Here is a 20,554-nt window from a genome sequence, read left to right as displayed (position 1 = left end):
GCATGGTCGGCACCTACACCTCGAGCCTCCACATCGCCTATGACGACTGACCTCATCTTTGTGGAAGCAAATGTGCACTGGGTGGCAGCAGCGATCCACAAAGACGCTAGCGGACGGGGCAGGTCGGGCTGCAGGGCTTCGCGGTGAGCGCGGGCTGTGTACGGCGGAGGATCTGGAGAGCTTGTACGGCGGCCTCGCACGGCCGGCTGGTGATGTCGAACCAGCCGTACCGGAGCGTGGCTTCGGCGCGCAATGTTGCGCGGTTGTCCCGGTCGAGGTCGCGCCAGCGCTGATGCGGGACGAGGTGGAGGCGGCCGTCCAGCTCGACCAGCAGGTTGAAGCCGTCGTAGAAGACATCGGTGAACTCGTCGTCCACAGCGCGTTGCCTCGTCCCGCTCGGCAACCCGTGCCGACGCTCGACATCCCGCGCGTAGCGCAGTTCGAGCAGCGAGTGCGAGCCGGCGGCAACGTCGGTGAGGATCGGAAGGAGCGCCTGGCGATGGCGTAAGCGCGGATGCTGGGCCAGGGCGGTCAGGATCCGCGCCGGACTCACCCGGCCGCTCTGACACGCCTGAGCAATCACCGCGGCGGCCTGATCGACGGAAGGTGAGATGCCGACGATGTCCAATACGGCGTCAGCGGCCGTACGCCGGGGCGGGACGACTGTGGCGAGCCGGCGCTTCCAGTGCTCGTCGCGGTGAATGACGAGCCTGGGCCGGGACTGGATCCGGCGCCGCTTCGGGATCGTCACGTAGATAGGCCGACTGCTGTCAGGTTTGAGTAGTCCGAGTTGTTCCGCCGCGGTGTAGTGACTCCACGCGGCTTCGGGGCCGGCGTACAAAAGCGCGGCGAGGCGGTGGTCGTCGTACCCGATGGGACCGGTATGAGTGGCATAGACGCAGGGGTAGACGGTTTGCCAGCGGCGGCTGCGCAGCCCGCGCCGGATCTCGGCCTCGGACCAACGGGCAGCTTCGAGCTGCGCGCGCGAGACGATCCGGTTCTGGTCGTGGATCAGCGCCTCGATCCCGTCGTCCGCAAGCCGCTGCTGCCACCACCATTCCACCCCTCCAGCCTGACCGATTTCCCGCAGCGCTGCGGAGGCCCCTGTGGATAACCACCTTTGTGGAACCAAATGTGCACTGGCTGGCAGTAGGCATCCACAAAGGTCAGGCGCCGGCGGCGTCCTGGGCTGCTAGTACGGCGTTGGCGTGGCGGGCGGCCCAGTCGCCGAGGGCGTTGATGGGGATCAGGAGGTCGTGGCCGGCGGGGGTGAGGGAGTACTCGACTCGGGGCGGGGCTTCGGCGTACCGGTGGCGTTCGACGAGGCCGTTGGTTTCGAGGCGGCGGAGGGTTTCGGTGAGGACCTTCTGGCTGATGCCTCCGATCTGGCGGCGCAGGTCGACGGGGCGGGCGGGGCCGTGGCTCAGGGCGTAGAGGACGACCATGGGCCAGCGGCCGCTGATGAGCTCGACCGCGACGCGCGCCTGGCAGTCCGCGTAGAAGGTCATACCGTCATTCTGCCTGCCCGTTGCGCACCGAAGGGTGCCTTTCGGCCGGGCTAGCGTCCTCGGCATGCGAATCGGGACTGTGGGGAACGGCGGAATGGCGGCGGCGCTCGGGCGGCATTGGGTGCGGGCCGGGCATCAGGTGATGATCGGAGGGCGGGACACGGGCAGGGCTGCGGAGACGGCGGGCCGGATCGGCGCGGCATCCGGTTCGTTGCAGGAGGCAACGTCGTACGGCGAGGTGGTGCTGCTCGCGGTCCCGGCCGAGGTGGTGGTCGAGACGGTCGCGCGGCTGACGATCGCGCCTGGCACGGTGCTGATCGACTGCACGAACGCGATCGAGCACAGCGACTTCACGCTCGCGCACCCCGCAACTGCCGAGGCGATCAGGAAGGCGGTCCCGCACGCTCACGTGGTGAAGGCGTTCAACCTGGCCGCGGACACGGTGTGGCGAGCTGCGCCGCAGGTCTTCGAGGGCGGCCCGCTCGGGGTGCCGCTCTGTGGTGACGAGCCGGCAGCGGTGGAGTGCGTGGCCGGGCTGGTCCGTGACCTGGGGTGCGAGCCGGTGCCGTCCGGAGGGCTGGTGCGAGCTGCCCTGCTGGAGGCGACTGCCGCGTTCGCGATCGGCATCTGGGTCAATGGCGGCGGCGATGTCCGCGGGTTGTTCCCGCCGGTCGGCGCTGCCTAGGGCTCGCCAAAGGGGTGGCGAAGTGTTAGAAGGTGAACACACTTCGTGAGGATGGTGAGCGCGATGGCGGTTCAGGCCACTGATGCGGGGGTTCGGCACGAGTTGGAGCTGGCGTTGCGGAACGGGCCGTTTCCGGCGGCGTTGCATCTGGCGATCGAGGTCAGCGGGCTGACGCTGGAGGAGATTCGGGACTGGCTGGGGGAGCGTGGTGCGCATTTGAGTATTGCGACCCTCAGTTATTGGCGGCGGGGGCGGAGCCGGCCGGAGCGGGCGGCGTCGTTGCTGGCGGTTCGGTTGCTGGAGGAGTTGCTGGAGTTGCCGCCGAACGCGCTGATGTCGTTGCTGGGGCCGCGGCGGATTCGGGGGCGGTGGATCGGGCATGTGCCGGGGAGCGTTGCGCCTCAGCTGCTGTTTGCCGACTCGCGGCCGGACACCCTGATGCGGACTGTCGGTGTGCCGCAGCAGGGGCGGTTGCGGCGGGTCAGTGTGCATGTGACGGTCGAGCTGGGCGCGGATCGGATGGTCGAGCGGATTCGGATGCGCGAGCTGGTGCGGGCTGCCGCGCATCGCGTGTCTCAGTTGGGCGTGCTCTACTTCGCCGAGGAGCGGCCGGACTCGCCGCCGGAGCTCACTGCGGTGGCGAACGCGCGGATCGGTCAGGTCGAGACCGATCGCGTGGCCGGGCTGGTGGTGGCCGAGCTGATTCTCGATCGGGTGCTGGAAGTGGGCGAGCCCGCGTTGATCGAGTACGAGTGGCGGTTCGCACCGGGGACGTTGATGCTCAACTACGAGCACCGCTTCGTCGAACCGATTCGCGAGTATGTGCTGCAGACCCGGTTCGCGCCAGGCGTCGTACCGGCGCATTGTCATCGCTACGACCGGCGGACGGTGGCCGCGCCCGAAGGCAACCACACCGAGCTGTGGATCGGTGGCGCGGACTCGGCCCTGATCGCGGAGACCGACGTACCGTCCGGGATCGTCGGCATGCGGTGGAGTTGGTCTCAACAGAATTGATCCGGACTGTGAACGGCAGGTCTTAACAGAGGTATTCGCGCTCGCGTCCCGCTGCCTACCTTCAGTGCGTTCCCCAATGCACAGGAGGAAGCATGAGCAGAGCAGTACGGCGCGCGGCCGCCTCGGTCGTCGCGATCACCGCGGGCCTCGCCGTGATCGCGACCACCCCCGCCGCGTCGGCTCAGGATCCGTCCCCGCCGCCCAAGACGGTCGTCAACCGCGCGAGCCACCCGGTCCCCGGTTCGTACCTGGTGACGCTCGCCCCACAGCGCAGCGTGAACGCAGTGGCCAGTACGGCGGCCGCCCTCGCAGACCGGTATGGCGGTGACGTGAAAAGCGTGCTCACGGCAACCATGCAGGGGTACGTCGTCAAGAATCTCTCGGCCGGTCAGGCCCGCAAGCTCGCGAACGACCCGGCCGTGGCCGAGGTCCGGCAGAGTGGCCGGGCCTCGATCGGCGGCCCGGGCGGTACCCAGACCAGCCCGGTGAACTGGGGCCTGGACCGCATCGACCAGCGGGATCGCCCGCTCGACCGGAAGTACACCTACCCGAACGACGGCGCCGGGGTGACGGTCTACGTCGTCGACACCGGTATTCGCTACACGCATCAGGAGTTCGAGGGCCGGGCGAAGTTCGGCGCCGACTTCCACGCGACGCCGAACCAGGGCAACGACTGTCACAACCACGGTTCGCATGTCGCCGGTATCGCGGCCGGCAAGACACGTGGGGTCGCGAAGAAGGCCAACCTGGTCTCGGTCCGCATCCTCGGCTGTGACGGGTTCGGTGAGGACGCCGACCTGATCACCGCCGCCGAGTGGATCACCCAGAACGCGGTGAAGCCCGCGGTCGTCAACCTGAGCGTCTACACCGATGACAAGGACATCGCGGTCAACGCCATCAAGGCGTCGATCAGCTCAGGCGTGCAGTGGTCGCTGATCACCGGCAACAACGGCGGCAACGCCTGCAACTACGGCCCGGGCGGTCAGACGCCGACCGCTTTGCAGGTGGCCAACGCGACCAGCAGCGACACCCGGGCCGGCGACTCCAACGCGGGCACCTGTATGGACCTGTTCGCGCCGGGGTCCGGGATCGATTCCGCATTCAAGGGCAGCGATTCGTCGTACGGGCAATTGAGCGGTACGTCGATGGCTGCGCCCCACGTGGCCGGTGCGATGGCGCTGCGGCTGTCCGAGGCGCCGAGCAGTACCCCGGCCGAGCTCGAGAAGTGGATCCTCGACAACGCGAGCACCGGCAAGATGTCCGGTCTGTCCGCGGGCACCCCGAACAAGCTGCTCTACGTCCCGAACGGGCTCACGACACCGCCGCCCGGTTGTGACAGCGAGGTGCACCCCAACGTCATCGGTGGGACGCCGACGACGGTCTGCAAGTATCCGTTCATCATCTCGCAGCACCGGACCGGGGGAGCCCGGCCGGCCGAGCAGTCCTGCACCGGAACCGTGGTCGCCAAGCGGATCGTGCTGATCGCGGCGCACTGCAAGTTCGCGCAGGGCGAGAAGTACCTGGTCTACGGGCGTGACGATCTCAGTGACACGTCGAAGGGGACGCGGATCGAGATCCAGGAGTACCGCACGCACCCGAACTACAACGCGAGCGACGGCTGGCGGACCGGCTGGGACGTCGCCGTCATCATCACCACGACCGACATCCCGACGCCGGCCGGGATGGCCTATCCGTCGATCGCGAAGTCGTCGGACGCACTGCCCATCGGCACCCGCGGCACTGCGATCGGTTATGGCAAGACCGATGCTAACGACGACCAACGCAACACCAAGCTGTACGAGGCGATCCTGCCGACGGTCGACAAGCAGAACTGCGCGAACATCAACCAGCAGTACGACGACCGCTACATGATGTGCAGCGGGTACGGCGACGGCAGCCTCGGCCTGTGCCAGGGCGACAGCGGTGGCCCGTACCTCCACCAGGGCAAGGTGTACGGCGTTTTCTCGTGGCTCCGCACGGACTGCGCGTCGTACAACGCACACGGCAAGCTGTGGGGCGTGATGGGTGACTGGGCCAACGAGCAGCTCGGCAACACGCCGCCGCCGACCGGTTCGGTGCCGACGGCAAGCTTCTCCGTGAACTGCGCCAGCACCCTGAACTGCACGCTCGACGGCTCGGCCTCCAAGGACCCGGATGGCACCATCGCGTCGTACGCGTGGGACTTCGGCGACGGTACGACGGGGAGCGGGGTGCGGACGACGCACACCTTCCCGAGCCGGAGTGCGACGTACACGGTGAAGCTGACTGTGACGGACAACTCGGGTAAGACGGGTAGTAGCCAGAAGCAACTGCAGTGCTGGTCCTTCGGCAGCGGCCAGGGATTCTGCTTCTAGGTAGAACTGAGCAGCCGGAGCGCATCGGCCGACGGGGCATCGCCTGGGGTGTAAACCTCCAGGCGATGTCCTGGGCTGTCGGGTTGCAGCCAGACCTGGTAGTCGACGTCGAGCGCCCCGACCGTTGGGTGCTGCAGGTGCATCGTGCCGACCGTGCAGTCGGCGACCTCGCCATCGGCCCAGATCCTCGCGAAGTCGCTGCTGCCGATCGCCAGTTCGCCGATCAGCTCGGCGAGGTGGGCGTCGGTCGGGTAGCGGCCGGCGGTCAGGCGCAGGTAGGCGACGTGGATGCGGGCGTTCTCGGCCCAGTTGCGGTACAGGTCGCGGCTGAGCGGATCGAGGAAGTACATGCGGGGGATCGACGGACGCCGGCGCGGATCGGCGGGAGCGTCGTACGGGTAGTGCCCGGCGAACAGGGCGTGGCCCATGCGGTTCCACGCCAGGACGTCGCCGCGGCGGCCGAGCACCAGGGCCGGGGTCGATTCCTGGAGCGAAGCGAGCAGGGCGAGGACGCGGGGGTGCGGCCGCTCGGGCCGGCTGCGGACCAGACGGGTGGTGGCTGGTCGTTGGGCGAGGTTGTGCAGATGGGCGGTCTCGGCCGGGTCGAGTTGCAGCACCTGGGACAGCGCGTCCAGGACCTGTTTGGACGCCGTACCAGCTTGGCCTTGTTCGAGCCGGGTGTAGTAGCCCGGGCTGACACCGGCCAGCTGGGCGAGCTCCTCGCGCCGCAGGCCCGGAACCCGGCGCTGCCCGTACTCCGGTACGCCGACCTCGGCCGGCGTGATCCGCGCCCGCCGGGTCCGCAGGAAGGTGCCGAGTCCCTCGAGTTCCATACCTCGATCGTAGGTGGCCGGGCGGGGCCCTGGGTGCACCTGTCATGGATACCCACGAGGCGGGCTGGTTGGTCTCGCGGCCGCGCGGCAGCGTGAACACCATGAAAACACCTGTACGGCGGCCGTGGCTCGGGTTGCTGGTCATCCTCGCGCCGGTGCTCCTGGTCGCGATGGACGGCTCGGTCCTCTTCCTGGTGATGCCGGAACTGACCACCGAATTGCGTCCGACTGCTGACGAGTCCCTGTGGATCCTGGATGTCTACGGGTTCGCGGTCGGGTCACTGCTGGTCGCCTTTGGCAACATCGGCGACCGGTACGGCCGGCTCAAACTCCTGATGATCGGTGCTGCGCTCTTCGGAACCAGCTCGGCCGGCGCGTCGTTCGCGCAGACGCCGGAGCAGCTGATCGGCCTCCGGGCGCTGATGGGCATCGCGGGGGCGACCTTGCTACCGTCGGCCCTTGCCGTCCTGGGCGAACTGTTCCCCGATGCCCGCCAGCGATCGCGGGCAATCGGGATCTTCGCAGCTGCGTTCGCCGCGGGGTTCGCGATCGGGCCCGTGGCGGCTGGACAGTTGCTGGATCGCTTCTGGTGGGGGTCGGTTTTCCTGATAAACCTGCCGGTCGTCGCGGTGTTCCTGGTGCTCGCGCCGTTCCTGCTACGGGACGTGCGCGCGGTCCGGCCAGGGAAGGTCGACGTACTGAGTGTGCTCACGTCGGCGAGTGGGCTGCTGCTGACCGTGTACGCCGTTAAGCGGATCGCCGCGGGCGGATTCGACCTGACGCCGGCTGTTCTCGGTACGGCGGGGGTGCTGACGTTGACGTGGTTCGTACGACGCCAGCGGCGGCTCGAGTATCCGCTGATCGAGGTCACGCTGTTCCGCGATCGGGTCTTCAGCCTCGCGATCATCACCGGGTTGGTGCCGCTGGCCGCGTGGTCCGCAACGGCTTACCTGGCCGGCATCCACCTGCAGTCGGTCCTCGGGCTGCCGGTCCAGCAGGCCGCGCTCCTCGCCGTACCGGGTGCGGTTGTGCTGACGCTGACGTGCGTCATTACTCCAGCCGTGGTCGGCCGGATCGGCATCCGCTCAGCTTTGGTCGCGTGCCACGGGCTCGTCGCGGTTGGCTTGCTCCTGCTGCTTCTTGTGGACGCGGGCGGTGGCATCGTCTGGTACGTCGCCTCGACCGTCATCGCCGGCATCGGCTACGGCATCTCGTTCAGCGTCGTCGCCGACGTCGCTGTTGCTGCGGTTCCCACGGAACGCGGGGGCTCGGCTGCCGCAATCGCCGAGACCAGCAACGAGCTCGGAAACGCCCTCGGCATCGCACTGCTCGGCTCACTCGCCGCAGCTGTCTTCCGCCTGCAGGGGCCGGGCGTTGCGGGCACGCTGCCCGAGACCGTGCAAACGGCGGGTGTGCCGGCGCCGGCGATCGCCGATGCCGAGGCCGCGTTCGTCCTCGGCCTGCACCTCACGGTGGTCGTCATCGCCGTGATCCACGTCGCCCTCGCCGTACTGTCCGCCCGCTGGATCCGCACACCGGTGCCGGTTGCGTGAGACCGGGCCCGCGCTGGCGAGACGGCGGGCCCGGCATCAGCGACACAGGTCAGCACATGGTCGGCGCCATCACTGTCTGTGCGCTGCTCCAGGACGCGCAGCGGTAGCTGGAATGGCCGTACCAGTCGTGGCCGAACTCGTGCGCCGCCAGCAGCGCACCGTCGCGCACCCCGCCCAGGTACAAGGCGATTCGTTGCCCTTGGCCCCAGTTGCAGCCGACGATCCGGGCGGCGCCGTTGCAGTCGTTGATGTAGGTGTTGCGGCACTCGACCGGCGTACCGCTGCCTTCCGTCATGCCGGCCCACGCCGCGGCCCCGCTGCGGATGGTCGATGCGTACGGCTGACACGACGAGGTGAGGTAGTAGCTCCGGCGGCTGGGCACTGACCAGCCACCGGGCGGCGGAGCCAGTAGTTTGCCGAGTGCGGCAGCCGGTTGCTGACCGAGATCCGCGACCGAGGTGCCGTGGCCCGTCCCGGCGCGAGTCTCGTCGGCGTGCTTCGCCTCGGTCGCGACCTGGGCCGCAGCCAGCGGCGCGAGGTCGGAACTACGAACGACTGTGGGGACCGCGCTGGTGGTGAGGGCGGTGGCCACCAGCGCCAATGCAGCCGTAGCGAGTAGTTTTCCCGGCATGGTCGATACCTCCTGTGGGGCGGAAACTTCCCGCCACCGTAGGAAGAACCGAGGTGCCGTGGCGATACCTGTTCAATCCCGCGTTTCAGTTACCCCGCAATTCTGTTGAACGGGCGAAGAGGTCGTTGAGCTCGGCCTGGGGTATTTGGTCCTGCGCGAAGGAGATCGTGCCGTGGGTGGCGAGCTCTTCGGCGCTGCGGCGGATGAAGCCGAGGGCGGCGCGGGCGATGCTGCCGCCGAGGCTGATGCGCTGGACGCCGGCGGCCAGGAGGTCGGGCACGGTGAGGGCTGAGGAGCCTAGGCCGATGACGACGTTCAGCGGGCCGTCGACCTCGCGGACGATCGTGCGGATCGTGTCGAGGTCGTTCACGCCGGGCACGAACAGGCAGTCGGCGCCGGCTGCGCGGAAGCGGTTCGCTCGGTCGATCGAGTCCGCCAGGGAGGTCGGCGTACGGAGGAGTTGCCCGTCGGTGCGGGCGGTCAGCACGAAGTCGGCCCCGGCCGCTTCGCGAGCCGCGATGATCCGGTCGACGGCTCGCTCCACGTCGTACAGGTTGTGGCCGTCGTAGTCCTCGATGTTGCCGCCGGCCAACCCGGCCGCGCGCGCCGGGGTGATGGTCTCGGCAACCCGCTCGGGCGCAGCGCCGTACCCATCCTCAAGATCACCACTCACCGGTACGGCGACCGCTCCGGCGATCTGCTGGATACGCTCGAACATGTCCTCCCGGGAGACGCTCGGCGCCCCATCGGGCAGCGTGTGATCACCCTTCGCCAGCGAGAACGCGATCCCCGCACTGGTCGTCGCAATCGCCGGAAACCCAGCCGCAGCAAGCAGAACCGCACTCCCCGCATCCCAGGCATTAGGCATCACAAACCCGGTCCCCGCCTCATGCAGCCCACGAAATCCCGTCATACCGATGATCCTGCCACCACCCACGGACAATTCCCCGTCACCCAGTCAACCGCCCACACCCGCAGCCACCTGGTGCCTCCCCCCAACGCCAGTTGGCCAATCCCGGCCACCGCGCCATCCCGCTCCCCACCCCCAACGTCCGAAGAACCGGAGGCCCGCCCTCCGAACCTTCGGACGTTAACCGCAACTCCCCGCTAACGTCCGAACGACCGGAGTCCCAGCCTCCGAACCTTCGGACGTTACGTCGGTTGGGGCCGGTGACCGAGCCGCACGCCGGCTGACGGGCTGGCGCTGGGATTCGAGATGGTTGCGCGTCTAGGAGGTTGCCCGCTCAGTCGGTGGGTTGCCCCCGTGAGATCTCGATGGGCAACCCCTCAGCTCAGGGGATAACGCATGAGCTGGGGGATGCGGGCGAGTGGGTGGTTGCTATCCGGGGGATTTTCGTCACCGGTGACGAAAATCCCCCGGAGAACGCACGGGACAACCCGGGCGCTCGCGATCGCGGGGCGGGAGTCACTTTGAGCATCCATCAACCATCCAGCACCCGCCGGAACGGTTGAACAGTGCTCAAGGTCGCGCGGGCCGGCTCACCTTGAGCACCGATCGGCCACGTGCGGGCCCGGGCCACCACTGATGGCGTGAGACTGGAAGTCGGGGCCGGAGACCTGTGGTGCGGGGTCTCGGGCCCCGAGTGGGGGTCTCCGGCCACTACTGGTGGCCGGAGACAGTTACTGGTGGCCGGGGACGGCTACTGGATTTGGGAGGCGGCTGGTTCGTCCAGGAGCCAGAGGGTTCGGTTGCGGCCTTTGGGGGCTGAGGCGGGGAGGGTGCTGGATTCGGTGAGGGCCTCGGCCACGGCGGCGGCTTTGTCCTCGCCGGAGACTACGAACCAGACCTCGCGGGAGCGGTTGAGCGCTGGGACCGTGAGGGAGATTCGGGTCGGCGGGGGCTTGGGGGAGTCGTGGACGGCTACGACTGAGACGTCCGTGACTTCGAGCTGGGGGTAGCCGGGGAAGAGGGAGGCTACGTGGCCGTCGGGGCCGACGCCCAGCATCAGTACGTCGAAGGCTGGTACCGCGCGGCCTTTGACGTCGCTGAGGGCTGAGATGGTGGCGGCCAGTTCGGTCGCGTAGGCCTCGGCTGCTGCCTCGGGGGTCTGGCCGGTGTCGGCGGGCATCGGGTGCACGCGGGCCGGGTCGATGTCGACCTGTGAGAGCAAGGCGTCGCGTGCCTGGGTTTCGTTGCGCTCGGGGTCGCCGGGCGGCAGGAACCGCTCGTCACCCCACCAGAACTCCACCCGCTGCCAGTCGATCGTCGCACTGACAGGGGACTCGGCCACCGCCCGGTACACGGCGGCCGCGACCCGGCCGCCCGTGAGCACCACCTGCGCGACACCACCGTTGCTCTGGGCATCGACCAGCGCAGTGACGAACCGCGCCGCCACCGCGTGCGCCAGTGCCGTCGCATCCCGGTGGATCAACAGCTCCGGATCGATCACGCGCTCGGTCATGACCGACCTGCCACGCGCTTGCCCGCAGTTTTCTTCGCGGTCGTCTTCTTCGCAGCAGCCTTGCCCGCAGCCTTCTTCGCCGTCGAACGAGTGCCCGTCGCTCGCGCAGCCGACGACGACTTGGCGGTCTTCTTTGCCGTGGTCTTCTTGGCGGCCGCCTTCTTCGCAGCGCTTGCCTTCTTGCCATCGGCCTTCGCCGCCAGCTCGGGCGACGCGGCCTTGCCGGCGACGGCAGCGGTCTTCGCGGCTGCCTTGCTCACCGCGGCTTGCGTCGAACGACGCTGCGTCTCGCTGACTGTCTTGGCCGAGGCAGGCATGTTCTCCCGCTCCACCATGCACGCCAGCGTCTTCGCGTACACATCATCCGGGTCGAGCCGCCGCAATTCCTCGCTCAACAGCTCAGACGGCGTACGACGCTTGAGCGCGACCGGCCGATCCGGCGCACCCGGAATCGTGAACGTCGCCACCGAACCATCCGGCCGCGTCAACGCAATCGCGCCAGACGACGTGAACATCCGTACGGCGGTGATGCCCGGGCCGCGCGAGTTCTTGTGTTCGACCGGAACGCCCAGCCGGCACTGCAGCCACGCCGCCATCAGGTCGGCTGAGGGGTTGCCCTTGGCCGACACGACCTCGGCCGCCAGCACCTTCGTCGGGTACTGGTCCAGGGCCGCCGCCATCAGCGCGCGCCACGGTGTGAGCCGCGTCCACGCGAAGTCGGTGTCCCCAGGCGCGTAGCCCTCGGCGCGGACGGTGAAGTCGACCGTCCCCCGGCGACCCGAGGCCGCGTCGGTGACCCGTCGGCGAGCCAGGCGACCCAGCGGGTCCTCGGCTGGGACCTTCGGTCCGCCACCCGGCCACCAGACGATGACGGGGGAGTCTGGCAGCAGCAGCGGCGTGATGACCGACTCGGGAACCCGGGCCAGCTCACCGTGCAGCCGCAGCAGCACGGCCTCACCCGGAACGCCCTCGCCGACCCGGACCTCGGCGTCCAGACTGGATGCGCCGCGCCCCGGCCGCAGGATGGCGACCAGAACCCGAGACGGGTGCTCGCGGCCGGCTTCGTTCGCAGCCTTCATCGCGTCGTGGTGTGACGCCTCGTCGACGACGACCACGATGGTTCCGACCATGCCCATGGCCGGTGATCCCGCGCTCCGGCGGGCCTTCAGCAGCGCCGACGCGATCCCGCTCGACGTCGTACCGGTCAGGTCGATGATCATGGGCGCCTCCACGTGCGTCCGTCGCGGGCGAGCATCTCGTGCGCCGAGTCCGGTCCCCAGTCACCGGAGGCGTACTGCTCCGGCGTACCGCGCTCGGCCCAGTAGTTGATCACCGGGTCGAGGATCTTCCAGCCCAGCTCGACCTCGGTGTGCTGCGGGAACAGGGGCGGATCACCGAGCAGTACGTCGAGGATCAGCCGCTCGTAGGCCTCGGGCGATGACTCGGTGAACGAACCGCCGTACTGGAAGTCCATGTTCACGTCGCGGATCTCCATCGACGTCCCGGGGACCTTGGCACCGAAGCGCATCGTGATGCCTTCGTCCGGCTGGATCCGCAGGACCAGGGCGTTCTGCCCCAGCTCCTCGGTCTCGGTCTTGGTGAACGGCAGGTGCGGCGCGCGCTTGAACATCACCGCGACCTCGGTGACGCGACGCCCGAGCCGCTTGCCGGTCCGCAGGTAGAAGGGGACGCCGGCCCAACGCCGGGTGTCCACGTCGACCCGCATCGCGGCGAAGGTCTCGGTCGCGGAGTGCGCCGGGATGCCGTCCTCTTGCAGGTAACCCTTGACCTTGCTGCCACCGGCCCAGCCGGCCGCGTACTGACCGCGGGCAGTATGCAGGTCGAGGCGATCGGGCAGCTTGACCGCCGCGAGCACCTTCTTCTTCTCCTGCCGCAGCGACCACGCGTCGAAGCTGACCGGCTCCTCCATCGCGACCAGCGCGAGCAGTTGGAGGAGGTGGTTCTGGATCACGTCGCGGGCCGCGCCGATGCCGTCGTAGTACCCGGCCCGGCCACCGATGCCGATGTCCTCGGCCATCGTGATCTGGACGTGGTCGACGTAGTGGCTGTTCCACACCGGCTCGAACATCGCGTTCGCGAACCGGAGCGCCAGCATGTTCTGGACGGTTTCCTTGCCCAGGTAGTGGTCGATCCGGAAGACCGCCTCGGGAGGGAAGACCGACTCGACCACGCGGTTCAGCTCACGGGCACTCTGCAGGTCGTGCCCGAACGGCTTCTCGATGACGACCCGCCGCCACGAACCAGGCTTCTCCTCGGTCAGCCCGTGCTCGGACAACTGCTGCACGACCTGCGGGAACAGGCCCGGGGGGATGGACAGGTAGAACGCGTGGTTACCACCCGTCCCACGGCTGATGTCCAGCTCGTCCACGGTCTCGCGCAGCCGCTTGAACGCCTCGTCGTCGGTGAGGTCACCGGGCACGAACCGGAAACCCTCGGCAAGCTGCTGCCAGACCTCCTCGCGGAACGGCGTCCGCGCGTGCTCCTTCACCGAGTCGTGCACGATCTGCGCGAAGTCCTGGTTGGTGAAGTCACGCCGGGCGAACCCGACCAGCGCGAAACCCGGGGGCAGCAGCCCCCGGTTCGCGAGGTCGTAGACCGCCGGCATCAGCTTCTTCCGCGCCAGGTCGCCGGTGACACCGAAGATCACCAGGCTGCACGGCCCGGCGATCCGCGGGAGCCGCCGGTCCTGGGGATCCCGCAACGGGTTCACCGGGCCGACCGGCCCTTCGTCGAGCTCAGCGGTCATCAGCCGCAATCCTCCTGGGTGCTTACTTCGTGAACAGAGAAAGCAGTTGCTGTACGCCGCTCGCCGGATCGGTGAGGTGGAGTCGCAGCACCGGGCGGCCGCGCTCGGCGAGAACGTTCGCGTCACCGGCCGCCTGGGCCGAGATCAACGTACCGAAGGTGAAGGGGCGATCCGGGATCTCCACGTCGGCCGGGTGCGCCGCCGTGATCTGCAGGAACACGCCTTCGGGGTGACCGCCCTTGTGGTACTGGCCGGTCGAGTGCAGGAACCGCGGTCCCCATCCGAAGGTGACCGGGCGATCGGTCTTGCTCGCGATCGCGGGCCGGATGCCGATCAGGTCGGCGTCCCGCTCGGAGTCGAGGTAGGCCATGACCGCCACGTACCCAACCTCGTCGAGCTGATTCAGCAGCGCGTCGACCGCGCCCTGAAGCGAGTCGACACCGTCGAGCAGACCCTCGGAACCACGCACCTCGACAGCGCCGTCGGTGAAGGCCGCAGCCTCCGGCTCGGGCTGCGCGTCGAGCAGACCGCGCGTGGCCTGCTTCGCGCTCTCGACGTCCGGCTGGTCGAACGGGTCGATCCCCAACAGGTAGCCGGCGACAACCGTCGCCACCTCCCAGAGCAGGAACTGCCCGCCGAGCGAACCCGACGTAAGAGCCGTCGGTACGCCGCTGGTCGGCTTCCCGGCGAGTAGTGCGTTGGTCAGGTCGGCCGCCTCGCTGGTCAGCTCCGGCGCACCGAGCTCAACCGCAACCGGCAGTACGCCGGTCCCGAGCTTGCCGGTGCTCTCGGCAATCAGCTGCTCGGCCCAGTCCGGGAAGCCGACGATGTCGGACCCGTCGGCCGTGATGATCGCCTTGTCGCGACCCTCGGAAGCCGCCAGCACCGCACCCAGCCACAGCGCCGGGTTGTCGGTCGAGTCGGCCTGCAGAGCCGGTGCCGCCTCGGCGGCCTGCTCCAGCAGCTCGGCGATGTCCGCACCGGCGAGACCGGACGGCACCAGACCGAACGCGGTCAGCGCGCTGTAGCGACCGCCGACATTCGGGTCGGCGAGGAACGTCTTGCGGTAGCCCTCGTCGGCCGACAGCTTCTCGAACGGCGAACCCGGGTCCGTGACGACCACGATCCGCGATGCCGCGTCGATCCCGGCCTCGGTGAAGGCCTTCACGAAGGTACGGCGGTGGCTGTCGGTCTCGACCGTTCCGCCGGACTTGCTGGACACCACGACGACCGTCTTCGACAGGTCACCGGCCAGCGCACGAGCAACGACACTCGGGTCGGTCGAGTCCAGGACGACGAGGTCGACACCCGCCGTACGGGTGATGACCTCGGGGGCCAGCGACGAACCGCCCATGCCAGACAGCACGACGCGGTCGATGCCCTCGGCCCGCAATGCGGCCTGCAGGGCCTCGATCTCGACCAGCAGCGGCCGCGAGGTCTCGTGCAGGTCGACCCAGCCGAGCCGGATCGAGGCCTCGGGCTCGGCGTCCGGACCCCAGATCGTCGCGTCCTTCGCGGCGATCCGGGAGGCGATCTTCTCCTCGACGAGCTTGTCGACGACGGCCGACCAGTCGCCGTTGTGGGTGGTTACGGAGGTCACTTGGCCGCACCCTTCAGGGCTGCGGTGACGGTGTCCTGCAGCTCCGACCAGGAAGCGTCGAACTTCGCGACGCCCTCGTCCTCGAGGAGCTGCACGACCTCGTCGTACGAGATGCCCAGCTTCTCCAGGTCGTCGATCACCTTGCGGTCGCCGGCGTAGTCGCCGCGGACCGTGTCACCGGTGACCTCGCTGTGCTCCTCGACCGCCTTGATGGTTGCCTCGGGCATCGTGTTGACGACCCCGTTGGTGACCAGGTTGTCGACGTACAGGGTGGGGGAGTACGACGGGTCCTTGACGCCGGTGGACGCCCAGAGCGGGCGCTGCGGCTTGGCGCCGACGGTCTCGATCTCGCGCCAGCGGTCGCTGGAGAAGATCTCCTCGTACGCCTCGAAGGCGAGCCGCGCGTTCGCGACGGCGGCCTTGCCCTTGAGGGCCTTGGCCTCGTCGGTCCCGATCGCGTCCAGCCGCTTGTCGATCTCGGTGTCCACCCGGCTGACGAAGAACGACGCCACGCTGGCGAGCTTGGTCACGTCGTGACCGTTCTCGATCGCCTGCTCGAGGCCGGACAGGAACGCGTCCGCAACGGCCTTGTAGCGCTCGAGGGAGAAGATCAGCGTCACGTTCACGCTGATCCCGGCGGCCAGCGTCGCGGTGATCGCGGGCAGGCCCTCCTTGGTGGCGGGGATCTTCACGAACACGTTCTCGCGGCCGACGATCTCCCACAGCTGCTTGGCCTGCTCGATCGTGCCCGCGGTGTCGCGGGCCAGACCCGGCTCGACCTCGATCGAGACCCGGCCGTCCTGACCGTCGGTGTCGTCGTAGATCGGCTTGAACAGGTCAGCGGCGTCGCGGACGTCGGTGGTGGTGATCACCCGGATCGCCTCGTCCGTCGAGACGCCCTGGGCGGCGAGCTTGCCCACGGTCTCGGCGTACGCGTCGGCGTCCGAGACGGCCTTGGCGAAGATGCTCGGGTTCGTCGTCACACCGACGACGTGCTTGTCCTCGATCAGGGCCTGCAGGCTGCCGCTGCTCAGCCGCTCACGGGACAGGTCGTCGAGCCAGATGGAGACACCCGCGTCGGCGAGTGCTTTCAAGCGATCGTTCATAGTCCGATGCCTTCTTCCGGAATCTTCAGTTGTTGTCAGTTGACTGCGGCGACATCAGCCGGTCCGACCGGACCGGAGGACGCGCGCTTCGGCGGTACGCCGGGACCGGAGATACCGGCCGCCGTGGCGATGCTGTCCTTGGCCGCCTGGACGACTGCGGCGGTCGTGATGCCGAACTCGTCGTACAGGGTCTGGTAGGCGGCGGACGCGCCGTAGTGCTCGATGCTGACGCTGCGGCCGGCGTCACCGACGACGGCGTGCCAGCTCTGCGCGATACCGGCCTCGACCGAGACGCGGGCCCGGACATCGGCCGGGATGACGGTCTCGCGGTACGCGTCGTCCTGCTCGTCGAACCACTCGCGCGACACCATCGACACGACCCGGGCGTTGATGCCCTCCTCGGCCAGCTTGGCGCGGGCCTCGACGGCGATCTGCAGCTCCGAACCGGTGCCGATCAGTACGACGTCCGGCGTGCCCTCGGTGTCGAGAAGCGTGTAGGCACCCTTCTTGACGTTCTCCGTGGTGGCGAAACCGTCGGTGCCACGCGGGAAGGTCGGCACGTTCTGCCGGGTCAGCGCGAGGGCGGCCGGGCGGTCGGTGTGCTCGAGGATGGTCGCCCACGCGGCGGCCGTCTCGTTGGCGTCACCGGGGCGGACGACGTCCAGACCCGGGATCGCGCGCAGCGCCGACAGGTGCTCGATCGGCTGGTGGGTCGGACCGTCCTCGCCGAGGCCGATCGAGTCGTGGGTCCAGACGTAGGTGACCGGCAGCTTCATCAGCGCGGCCAGCCGGACCGACGGTCGCATGTAGTCCGAGAAGACGAGGAAGGTGCCGCCGTACGGGCGGGTGCCGCCGTGCTGGGCGATGCCGTTCAGGATCGCGCCCATGCCGTGCTCACGGATACCGAAGTGCAGGACGCGGCCGTACTCGTCGCCCTGGAAGGCTTCGGTCGAATGCTCCGCGGGGATGAACGACGGCTGACCCTTCGGGGTCGTGTTGTTCGAACCGGCGAGGTCGGCCGAGCCGCCCCACAGCTCCGGGAGCTCCGGCGCGAGCTTGGTCAGCACCTCACCGGAAGCGGCGCGGGTCGCGACACCCTTGGCGTCGGCGTCCCAGCTCGGCAGGGCGTCCTTCCAGCCGGCCGGCAGCTCACGCTTCGACAGCCGGTCGATCAGCTCGGCCTGCTCCGTGTGCGAGACCTTCCACTTGTCGAACTCGGCGTTCCAGGTGTCCTGCAGGGCCTGGCCGCGCTCGATCGCGGTGCGCGTGTGCGCGATGACCTCGTCGGCGACCTGGAAGCTCTGCTCCGGGTCCCAGCCGAGGATCTCCTTGGTGGCCGCGACCTCTTCGGCGCCGAGCGCGTTGCCGTGCACCTTGCCGGTGCCCTTCTTGGTGGCCGACGGCCAGCCGATGATCGTGCGGAGCCGGATGAAGCTCGGCTTGTCGGTGACCGCGTTGCCGGCCTCGATCGCGTCGTACAGGGCCTGCACGTCCTCGTCGTACCCGGTGCCGCCGTTGGTCCAGTCGACCGTCCGGACATCCCAGCCGTACGCCGCGTAGCGGGCCGCGACGTCCTCGGAGAACGCGATGTTGGTGTCGTCCTCGATGGAGATCTCGTTGTCGTCCCAGATCACCGTCAGGTTGCCCAGCTGCTGGTGACCGGCCAGCGACGACGCCTCGGACGAGACGCCCTCCTCGAGGTCACCGTCGGAGGCGATCACGTAGATGTGGTGGTCGAACAGGCTCTCGCCCTTGGCGCTCTCGCGGTCGAACAGACCACGCTCACGGCGGGCCGCCATCGCCATCCCGACCGCGTTGCCGACACCCTGGCCGAGCGGGCCGGTGGTGGTTTCGACGCCGGGGGTGTGCCGGTACTCCGGGTGGCCCGGGGTCTTGCTGCCCCAGGTGCGGAGCGCCTTCAGATCGTCGAGCTCGAGGCCGAAACCGGCGAGGTAGAGCTGGATGTAGAGGGTCAGGCTGGAATGCCCGGCCGACAGTACGAAGCGGTCGCGGCCGGCCCAGTGCGGATCCGCGGGGTTGTGCCGCATCACCTTCTGGAACAGCAGGTAGGCCGCCGGCGCCAGGCTCATCGCCGTACCGGGGTGGCCGTTGCCGACCTTCTCCACGGCGTCCATCGCGAGGACCCGCACGGTGTCGACCGCGCGCTTGTCGAGCTCGGTCCATTCAAGCTTGGGGCTGGTCTTCTCCGTCACGCCGGCGGCGCTCCTCTCGATGGCAGTGAACAACCGTGCTGGTGCTCGGTCAGGAGCCTACTCGCCGCTGCGTTTCAGGCGCCTCACAGATGAGCAACTCGGACGTGAACGTCGTTGTTCCCCGACTCGCCGCGACGATGACCAGGGGGGTGGTCGGGTCCTCCTACGGGGCGTCGTAGACTGTCGAACCGTCAGCGCCGGTACCCCGGCGTCAACCTTCTGAGTTCGAGGTGTTCGTGACGGCCGTCGACCCGCGTCCAGCCGCGACGACGTCGTACCCGACGCCGCTGCCGGATCCATCCAGTGCGATGACTCCGTCGGTGCGCGACGTGGTGAAGGCGTACGTCGGTCTGACCAAGCCACGCATCATCGAGCTGCTGCTGATCACCACGGTGCCGGTGATGTTCCTGGCCGCCGGGGGAGTCCCGGGGCTCGGCGTCGTCGCCGCCACCCTGGTCGGCGGCATCCTCGCCTCCGGCAGCGCGAACACGATCAACTGCGTGCTCGACCGCGACATCGACGAGCAGATGCGCCGCACCCGCCGCCGCCCGCTGCCCCGGCACGCGGTCAGTCCGCGCTCGGCGACGATCTTCGGCGTCGTGCTCGGTGTGCTCGCCACGCTGGAGCTCGGCTTCTTCGTGAACTGGCTCTCGTCGATCCTGGCGCTCGTCGCGAACCTGTTCTACGTGTTCGGCTACACGATGCTGCTGAAGCGCCGGACCGTGCAGAACATCGTCTGGGGCGGTATCGCGGGCTGTTTCCCGACCCTGATCGGCTGGACCGCGGTCACCAACGACCTCGCCTGGACCCCGATCGTCCTGTTCGGCGTCGTCTTCTTCTGGACGCCCCCGCACACCTGGTCCCTGGCCATGCGCTACCGCGAGGACTACGCCTCGGTCGACGTACCGATGCTCCCCGTCGTCGCCACCCCGGTCCAGACCGCCCGCCAGATCATGGCCTACTCGGTCGTGATGGTGATCACCTCGATCGCCCTCTGGCCTGTCGCCGACACCGGAGTCGTCTACCCGGTCGCCGCCGTCATCCTCGGCGTCGTCTTCCTCCGCGAGGCCCGCAACCTCCTCCGCCGAGCCAACACCGGCGCCGACGGCGCAGCCCTCCGCCCCATGCGCCTCTTCCACTTCTCCAACATCTACCTGGCCCTCCTCTTCATCGCCGCCGCAATCGACCCCCTCCTCCGCTAACTGCCTCCGCCTCCGGCGGCGACGGTTCCTTCGACGCGCACCCGCCATCACGCGGAATGCAGTTGGCCCGCAAGGCGGTCGTGCGCGGGACCTCTGTCGGCAAGGACACGTGGTAGTCGCCTCCCGAGGCTCCGGTCAGACGCGACTGAGCCTGCGGCGGCCGGTGTGGCGGCACTACTACGTGTCGCTACCGACGCCCCTCGCCAGCCCAGCACGCGCAGATGGCCGCGCCCCCATCCGCCCCAGCTGATGGGTGAACCCACGTCCGGTTAGCGCTCCACCCCGAGCCGGTACGACGTTGAGCACGGGTCAACCATCTGCGCGGGCCGGAAAGTGGCTGAGGGGTGCTCAAGGTGAACCGACCGGGCGACCTTGAGCACGGTTCGACCATTGCGGCGGGGGCCAGATGGTTGATGGGTGCCCAAGGCGGCGCCGGCCCACGATCCCGAGTCCGCGTCAGCCGGAACATTTTCGTCGGATGGACCACCTCGGCCGCCGACCTCGCCCTCCGGAAAATGAGGGGATCTCCGCTCAATGTGCTGGTTCTCCCCTCAAAAACTGAGCAGAGAAGGGTCCACTTGAACGGATAGCCCCTCAAATTTGCCGTGGGGCCCGGCCGTCTCCGAGCGCAGCGGATGGAAACAGGTGGGTCCGATCGTCGCTGT

General features: G+C 68.7%; 16 protein-coding genes. 5 read left to right on the top strand and 11 right to left on the bottom strand.

Going from position 1 to position 20,554, the window contains the following annotated elements; genetic code table 11:
* Positions 1 to 106: 106 nt before the first annotated feature.
* Together E1261_RS28880 and E1261_RS28875 are read right to left on the bottom strand one after the other, a co-directional pair.
* Positions 107 to 1,063, bottom strand: a complete 957-nt coding sequence (locus E1261_RS28880; RefSeq protein ID WP_132412010.1) for a hypothetical protein — start codon at positions 1,061 to 1,063, stop codon at positions 107 to 109.
* 103 nt (positions 1,064 to 1,166) lie between these two features.
* Positions 1,167 to 1,508, bottom strand: a complete 342-nt coding sequence (locus E1261_RS28875) for a winged helix-turn-helix transcriptional regulator (protein WP_132412008.1) — start codon at positions 1,506 to 1,508, stop codon at positions 1,167 to 1,169.
* A gap of 64 nt (positions 1,509 to 1,572) precedes the next feature.
* On the opposite strand from E1261_RS28875, the gene E1261_RS28870 reads away from it, so the two are divergent.
* The 3 genes from E1261_RS28870 (at position 1,573) to E1261_RS28860 (ending at position 5,561) form a co-directional block, all read left to right on the top strand.
* Positions 1,573 to 2,193, top strand: coding sequence for an NADPH-dependent F420 reductase (locus tag E1261_RS28870; protein WP_132412006.1), 621 nt, complete (start codon positions 1,573 to 1,575; stop codon positions 2,191 to 2,193).
* Positions 2,194 to 2,256: 63 nt separating this feature from the next.
* Positions 2,257 to 3,207 (top strand): hypothetical protein, encoded by a 951-nt coding sequence (locus tag E1261_RS28865; RefSeq protein WP_132412004.1) that lies wholly within the window; start codon positions 2,257 to 2,259, stop codon positions 3,205 to 3,207.
* Between the two features lie 92 nt (positions 3,208 to 3,299).
* The gene (locus tag E1261_RS28860; protein WP_132412002.1) at positions 3,300 to 5,561 is read left to right on the top strand and encodes a S8 family serine peptidase; all 2,262 of its coding nucleotides are present in this window, start codon (positions 3,300 to 3,302) and stop codon (positions 5,559 to 5,561) included.
* On the opposite strand, the gene E1261_RS28855 is transcribed toward E1261_RS28860, so the two are convergent.
* On the bottom strand, positions 5,558 to 6,394 hold the full coding sequence (locus E1261_RS28855; RefSeq protein WP_132412000.1) for a helix-turn-helix transcriptional regulator: 837 nt from the start codon (positions 6,392 to 6,394) through the stop codon (positions 5,558 to 5,560). The genes E1261_RS28860 and E1261_RS28855 overlap by 4 nt on opposite strands.
* Before the next feature lie 44 nt (positions 6,395 to 6,438).
* Here E1261_RS28855 and E1261_RS28850 point away from each other — a divergent pair, with 44 nt between their 5' ends.
* Positions 6,439 to 7,947 carry an MFS transporter gene (locus E1261_RS28850; protein ID WP_238176492.1) on the top strand — a complete coding sequence of 503 codons (1,509 nt, stop codon included), beginning with the start codon at positions 6,439 to 6,441 and terminating at the stop codon, positions 7,945 to 7,947.
* A 49-nt stretch (positions 7,948 to 7,996) separates the two neighbouring features.
* On the opposite strand, the gene E1261_RS46080 is transcribed toward E1261_RS28850, so the two are convergent.
* The 8 genes from E1261_RS46080 to tkt form a co-directional block, all read right to left on the bottom strand.
* On the bottom strand, positions 7,997 to 8,578 hold the full coding sequence (locus E1261_RS46080) for a hypothetical protein (RefSeq protein WP_202875114.1): 582 nt from the start codon (positions 8,576 to 8,578) through the stop codon (positions 7,997 to 7,999).
* 85 nt (positions 8,579 to 8,663) lie between these two features.
* Entirely contained in the window at positions 8,664 to 9,491 is an 828-nt protein-coding gene (locus E1261_RS28840; RefSeq protein WP_132411998.1) for an isocitrate lyase/PEP mutase family protein, read from the bottom strand.
* A gap of 748 nt (positions 9,492 to 10,239) precedes the next feature.
* A complete protein-coding gene (gene pgl / locus E1261_RS28835; RefSeq protein WP_238176491.1) occupies positions 10,240 to 11,001 on the bottom strand; it encodes a 6-phosphogluconolactonase in 762 nt (253 codons plus the stop codon).
* Entirely contained in the window at positions 10,998 to 12,221 is a 1,224-nt protein-coding gene (locus tag E1261_RS28830; protein ID WP_132411996.1) for a glucose-6-phosphate dehydrogenase assembly protein OpcA, read from the bottom strand. Before E1261_RS28830 ends, pgl begins: the two co-directional genes overlap by 4 nt.
* Complete coding sequence (gene zwf, locus E1261_RS28825; protein ID WP_132411994.1) at positions 12,218 to 13,768, bottom strand: glucose-6-phosphate dehydrogenase; 1,551 nt, start codon at positions 13,766 to 13,768, stop codon at positions 12,218 to 12,220. Before zwf ends, E1261_RS28830 begins: the two co-directional genes overlap by 4 nt.
* A 22-nt stretch (positions 13,769 to 13,790) precedes the next feature.
* Complete coding sequence (locus E1261_RS28820) at positions 13,791 to 15,368, bottom strand: glucose-6-phosphate isomerase (RefSeq protein ID WP_132411992.1); 1,578 nt, start codon at positions 15,366 to 15,368, stop codon at positions 13,791 to 13,793.
* On the bottom strand, positions 15,365 to 16,474 hold the full coding sequence (gene tal, locus E1261_RS28815) for a transaldolase (RefSeq protein ID WP_132411990.1): 1,110 nt from the start codon (positions 16,472 to 16,474) through the stop codon (positions 15,365 to 15,367). Before tal ends, E1261_RS28820 begins: the two co-directional genes overlap by 4 nt.
* A 35-nt stretch (positions 16,475 to 16,509) precedes the next feature.
* The gene (gene tkt / locus E1261_RS28810; protein ID WP_420814034.1) at positions 16,510 to 18,609 is read right to left on the bottom strand and encodes a transketolase; all 2,100 of its coding nucleotides are present in this window, start codon (positions 18,607 to 18,609) and stop codon (positions 16,510 to 16,512) included.
* 314 nt (positions 18,610 to 18,923) lie between these two features.
* Between tkt and E1261_RS28805 the strand changes: the two genes are divergently transcribed.
* A complete protein-coding gene (locus E1261_RS28805) occupies positions 18,924 to 19,889 on the top strand; it encodes a heme o synthase (RefSeq protein WP_420814033.1) in 966 nt (321 codons plus the stop codon).
* Positions 19,890 to 20,554 lie beyond the last annotated feature (665 nt).

This window comes from Kribbella albertanoniae (assembly GCF_004348455.1).
GTDB lineage: Bacteria > Actinomycetota > Actinomycetes > Propionibacteriales > Kribbellaceae > Kribbella > Kribbella albertanoniae.
This window is presented reverse-complemented; position numbering and strand designations above follow the sequence as displayed.

Coding starts and splice junctions, on each gene's coding strand:
- E1261_RS28875 (WP_132412008.1), bottom strand. CDS start 1,508: ATGACCTTCTACGCGGACTGCCAGGCGCGCGTCGCGGTCGAGCTCATC.
- E1261_RS28870 (WP_132412006.1), top strand. CDS start 1,573: ATGCGAATCGGGACTGTGGGGAACGGCGGAATGGCGGCGGCGCTCGGG.
- E1261_RS28865 (WP_132412004.1), top strand. CDS start 2,257: ATGGCGGTTCAGGCCACTGATGCGGGGGTTCGGCACGAGTTGGAGCTG.
- E1261_RS28860 (WP_132412002.1), top strand. CDS start 3,300: ATGAGCAGAGCAGTACGGCGCGCGGCCGCCTCGGTCGTCGCGATCACC.
- E1261_RS28855 (WP_132412000.1), bottom strand. CDS start 6,394: ATGGAACTCGAGGGACTCGGCACCTTCCTGCGGACCCGGCGGGCGCGG.
- E1261_RS28850 (WP_238176492.1), top strand. CDS start 6,439: ATGGATACCCACGAGGCGGGCTGGTTGGTCTCGCGGCCGCGCGGCAGC.
- E1261_RS46080 (WP_202875114.1), bottom strand. CDS start 8,578: ATGCCGGGAAAACTACTCGCTACGGCTGCATTGGCGCTGGTGGCCACC.
- E1261_RS28840 (WP_132411998.1), bottom strand. CDS start 9,491: ATGACGGGATTTCGTGGGCTGCATGAGGCGGGGACCGGGTTTGTGATG.
- pgl (WP_238176491.1), bottom strand. CDS start 11,001: ATGACCGAGCGCGTGATCGATCCGGAGCTGTTGATCCACCGGGATGCG.
- E1261_RS28830 (WP_132411996.1), bottom strand. CDS start 12,221: ATGATCATCGACCTGACCGGTACGACGTCGAGCGGGATCGCGTCGGCG.
- zwf (WP_132411994.1), bottom strand. CDS start 13,768: ATGACCGCTGAGCTCGACGAAGGGCCGGTCGGCCCGGTGAACCCGTTG.
- tal (WP_132411990.1), bottom strand. CDS start 16,474: ATGAACGATCGCTTGAAAGCACTCGCCGACGCGGGTGTCTCCATCTGG.
- tkt (WP_420814034.1), bottom strand. CDS start 18,609: ATGGACGCCGTGGAGAAGGTCGGCAACGGCCACCCCGGTACGGCGATG.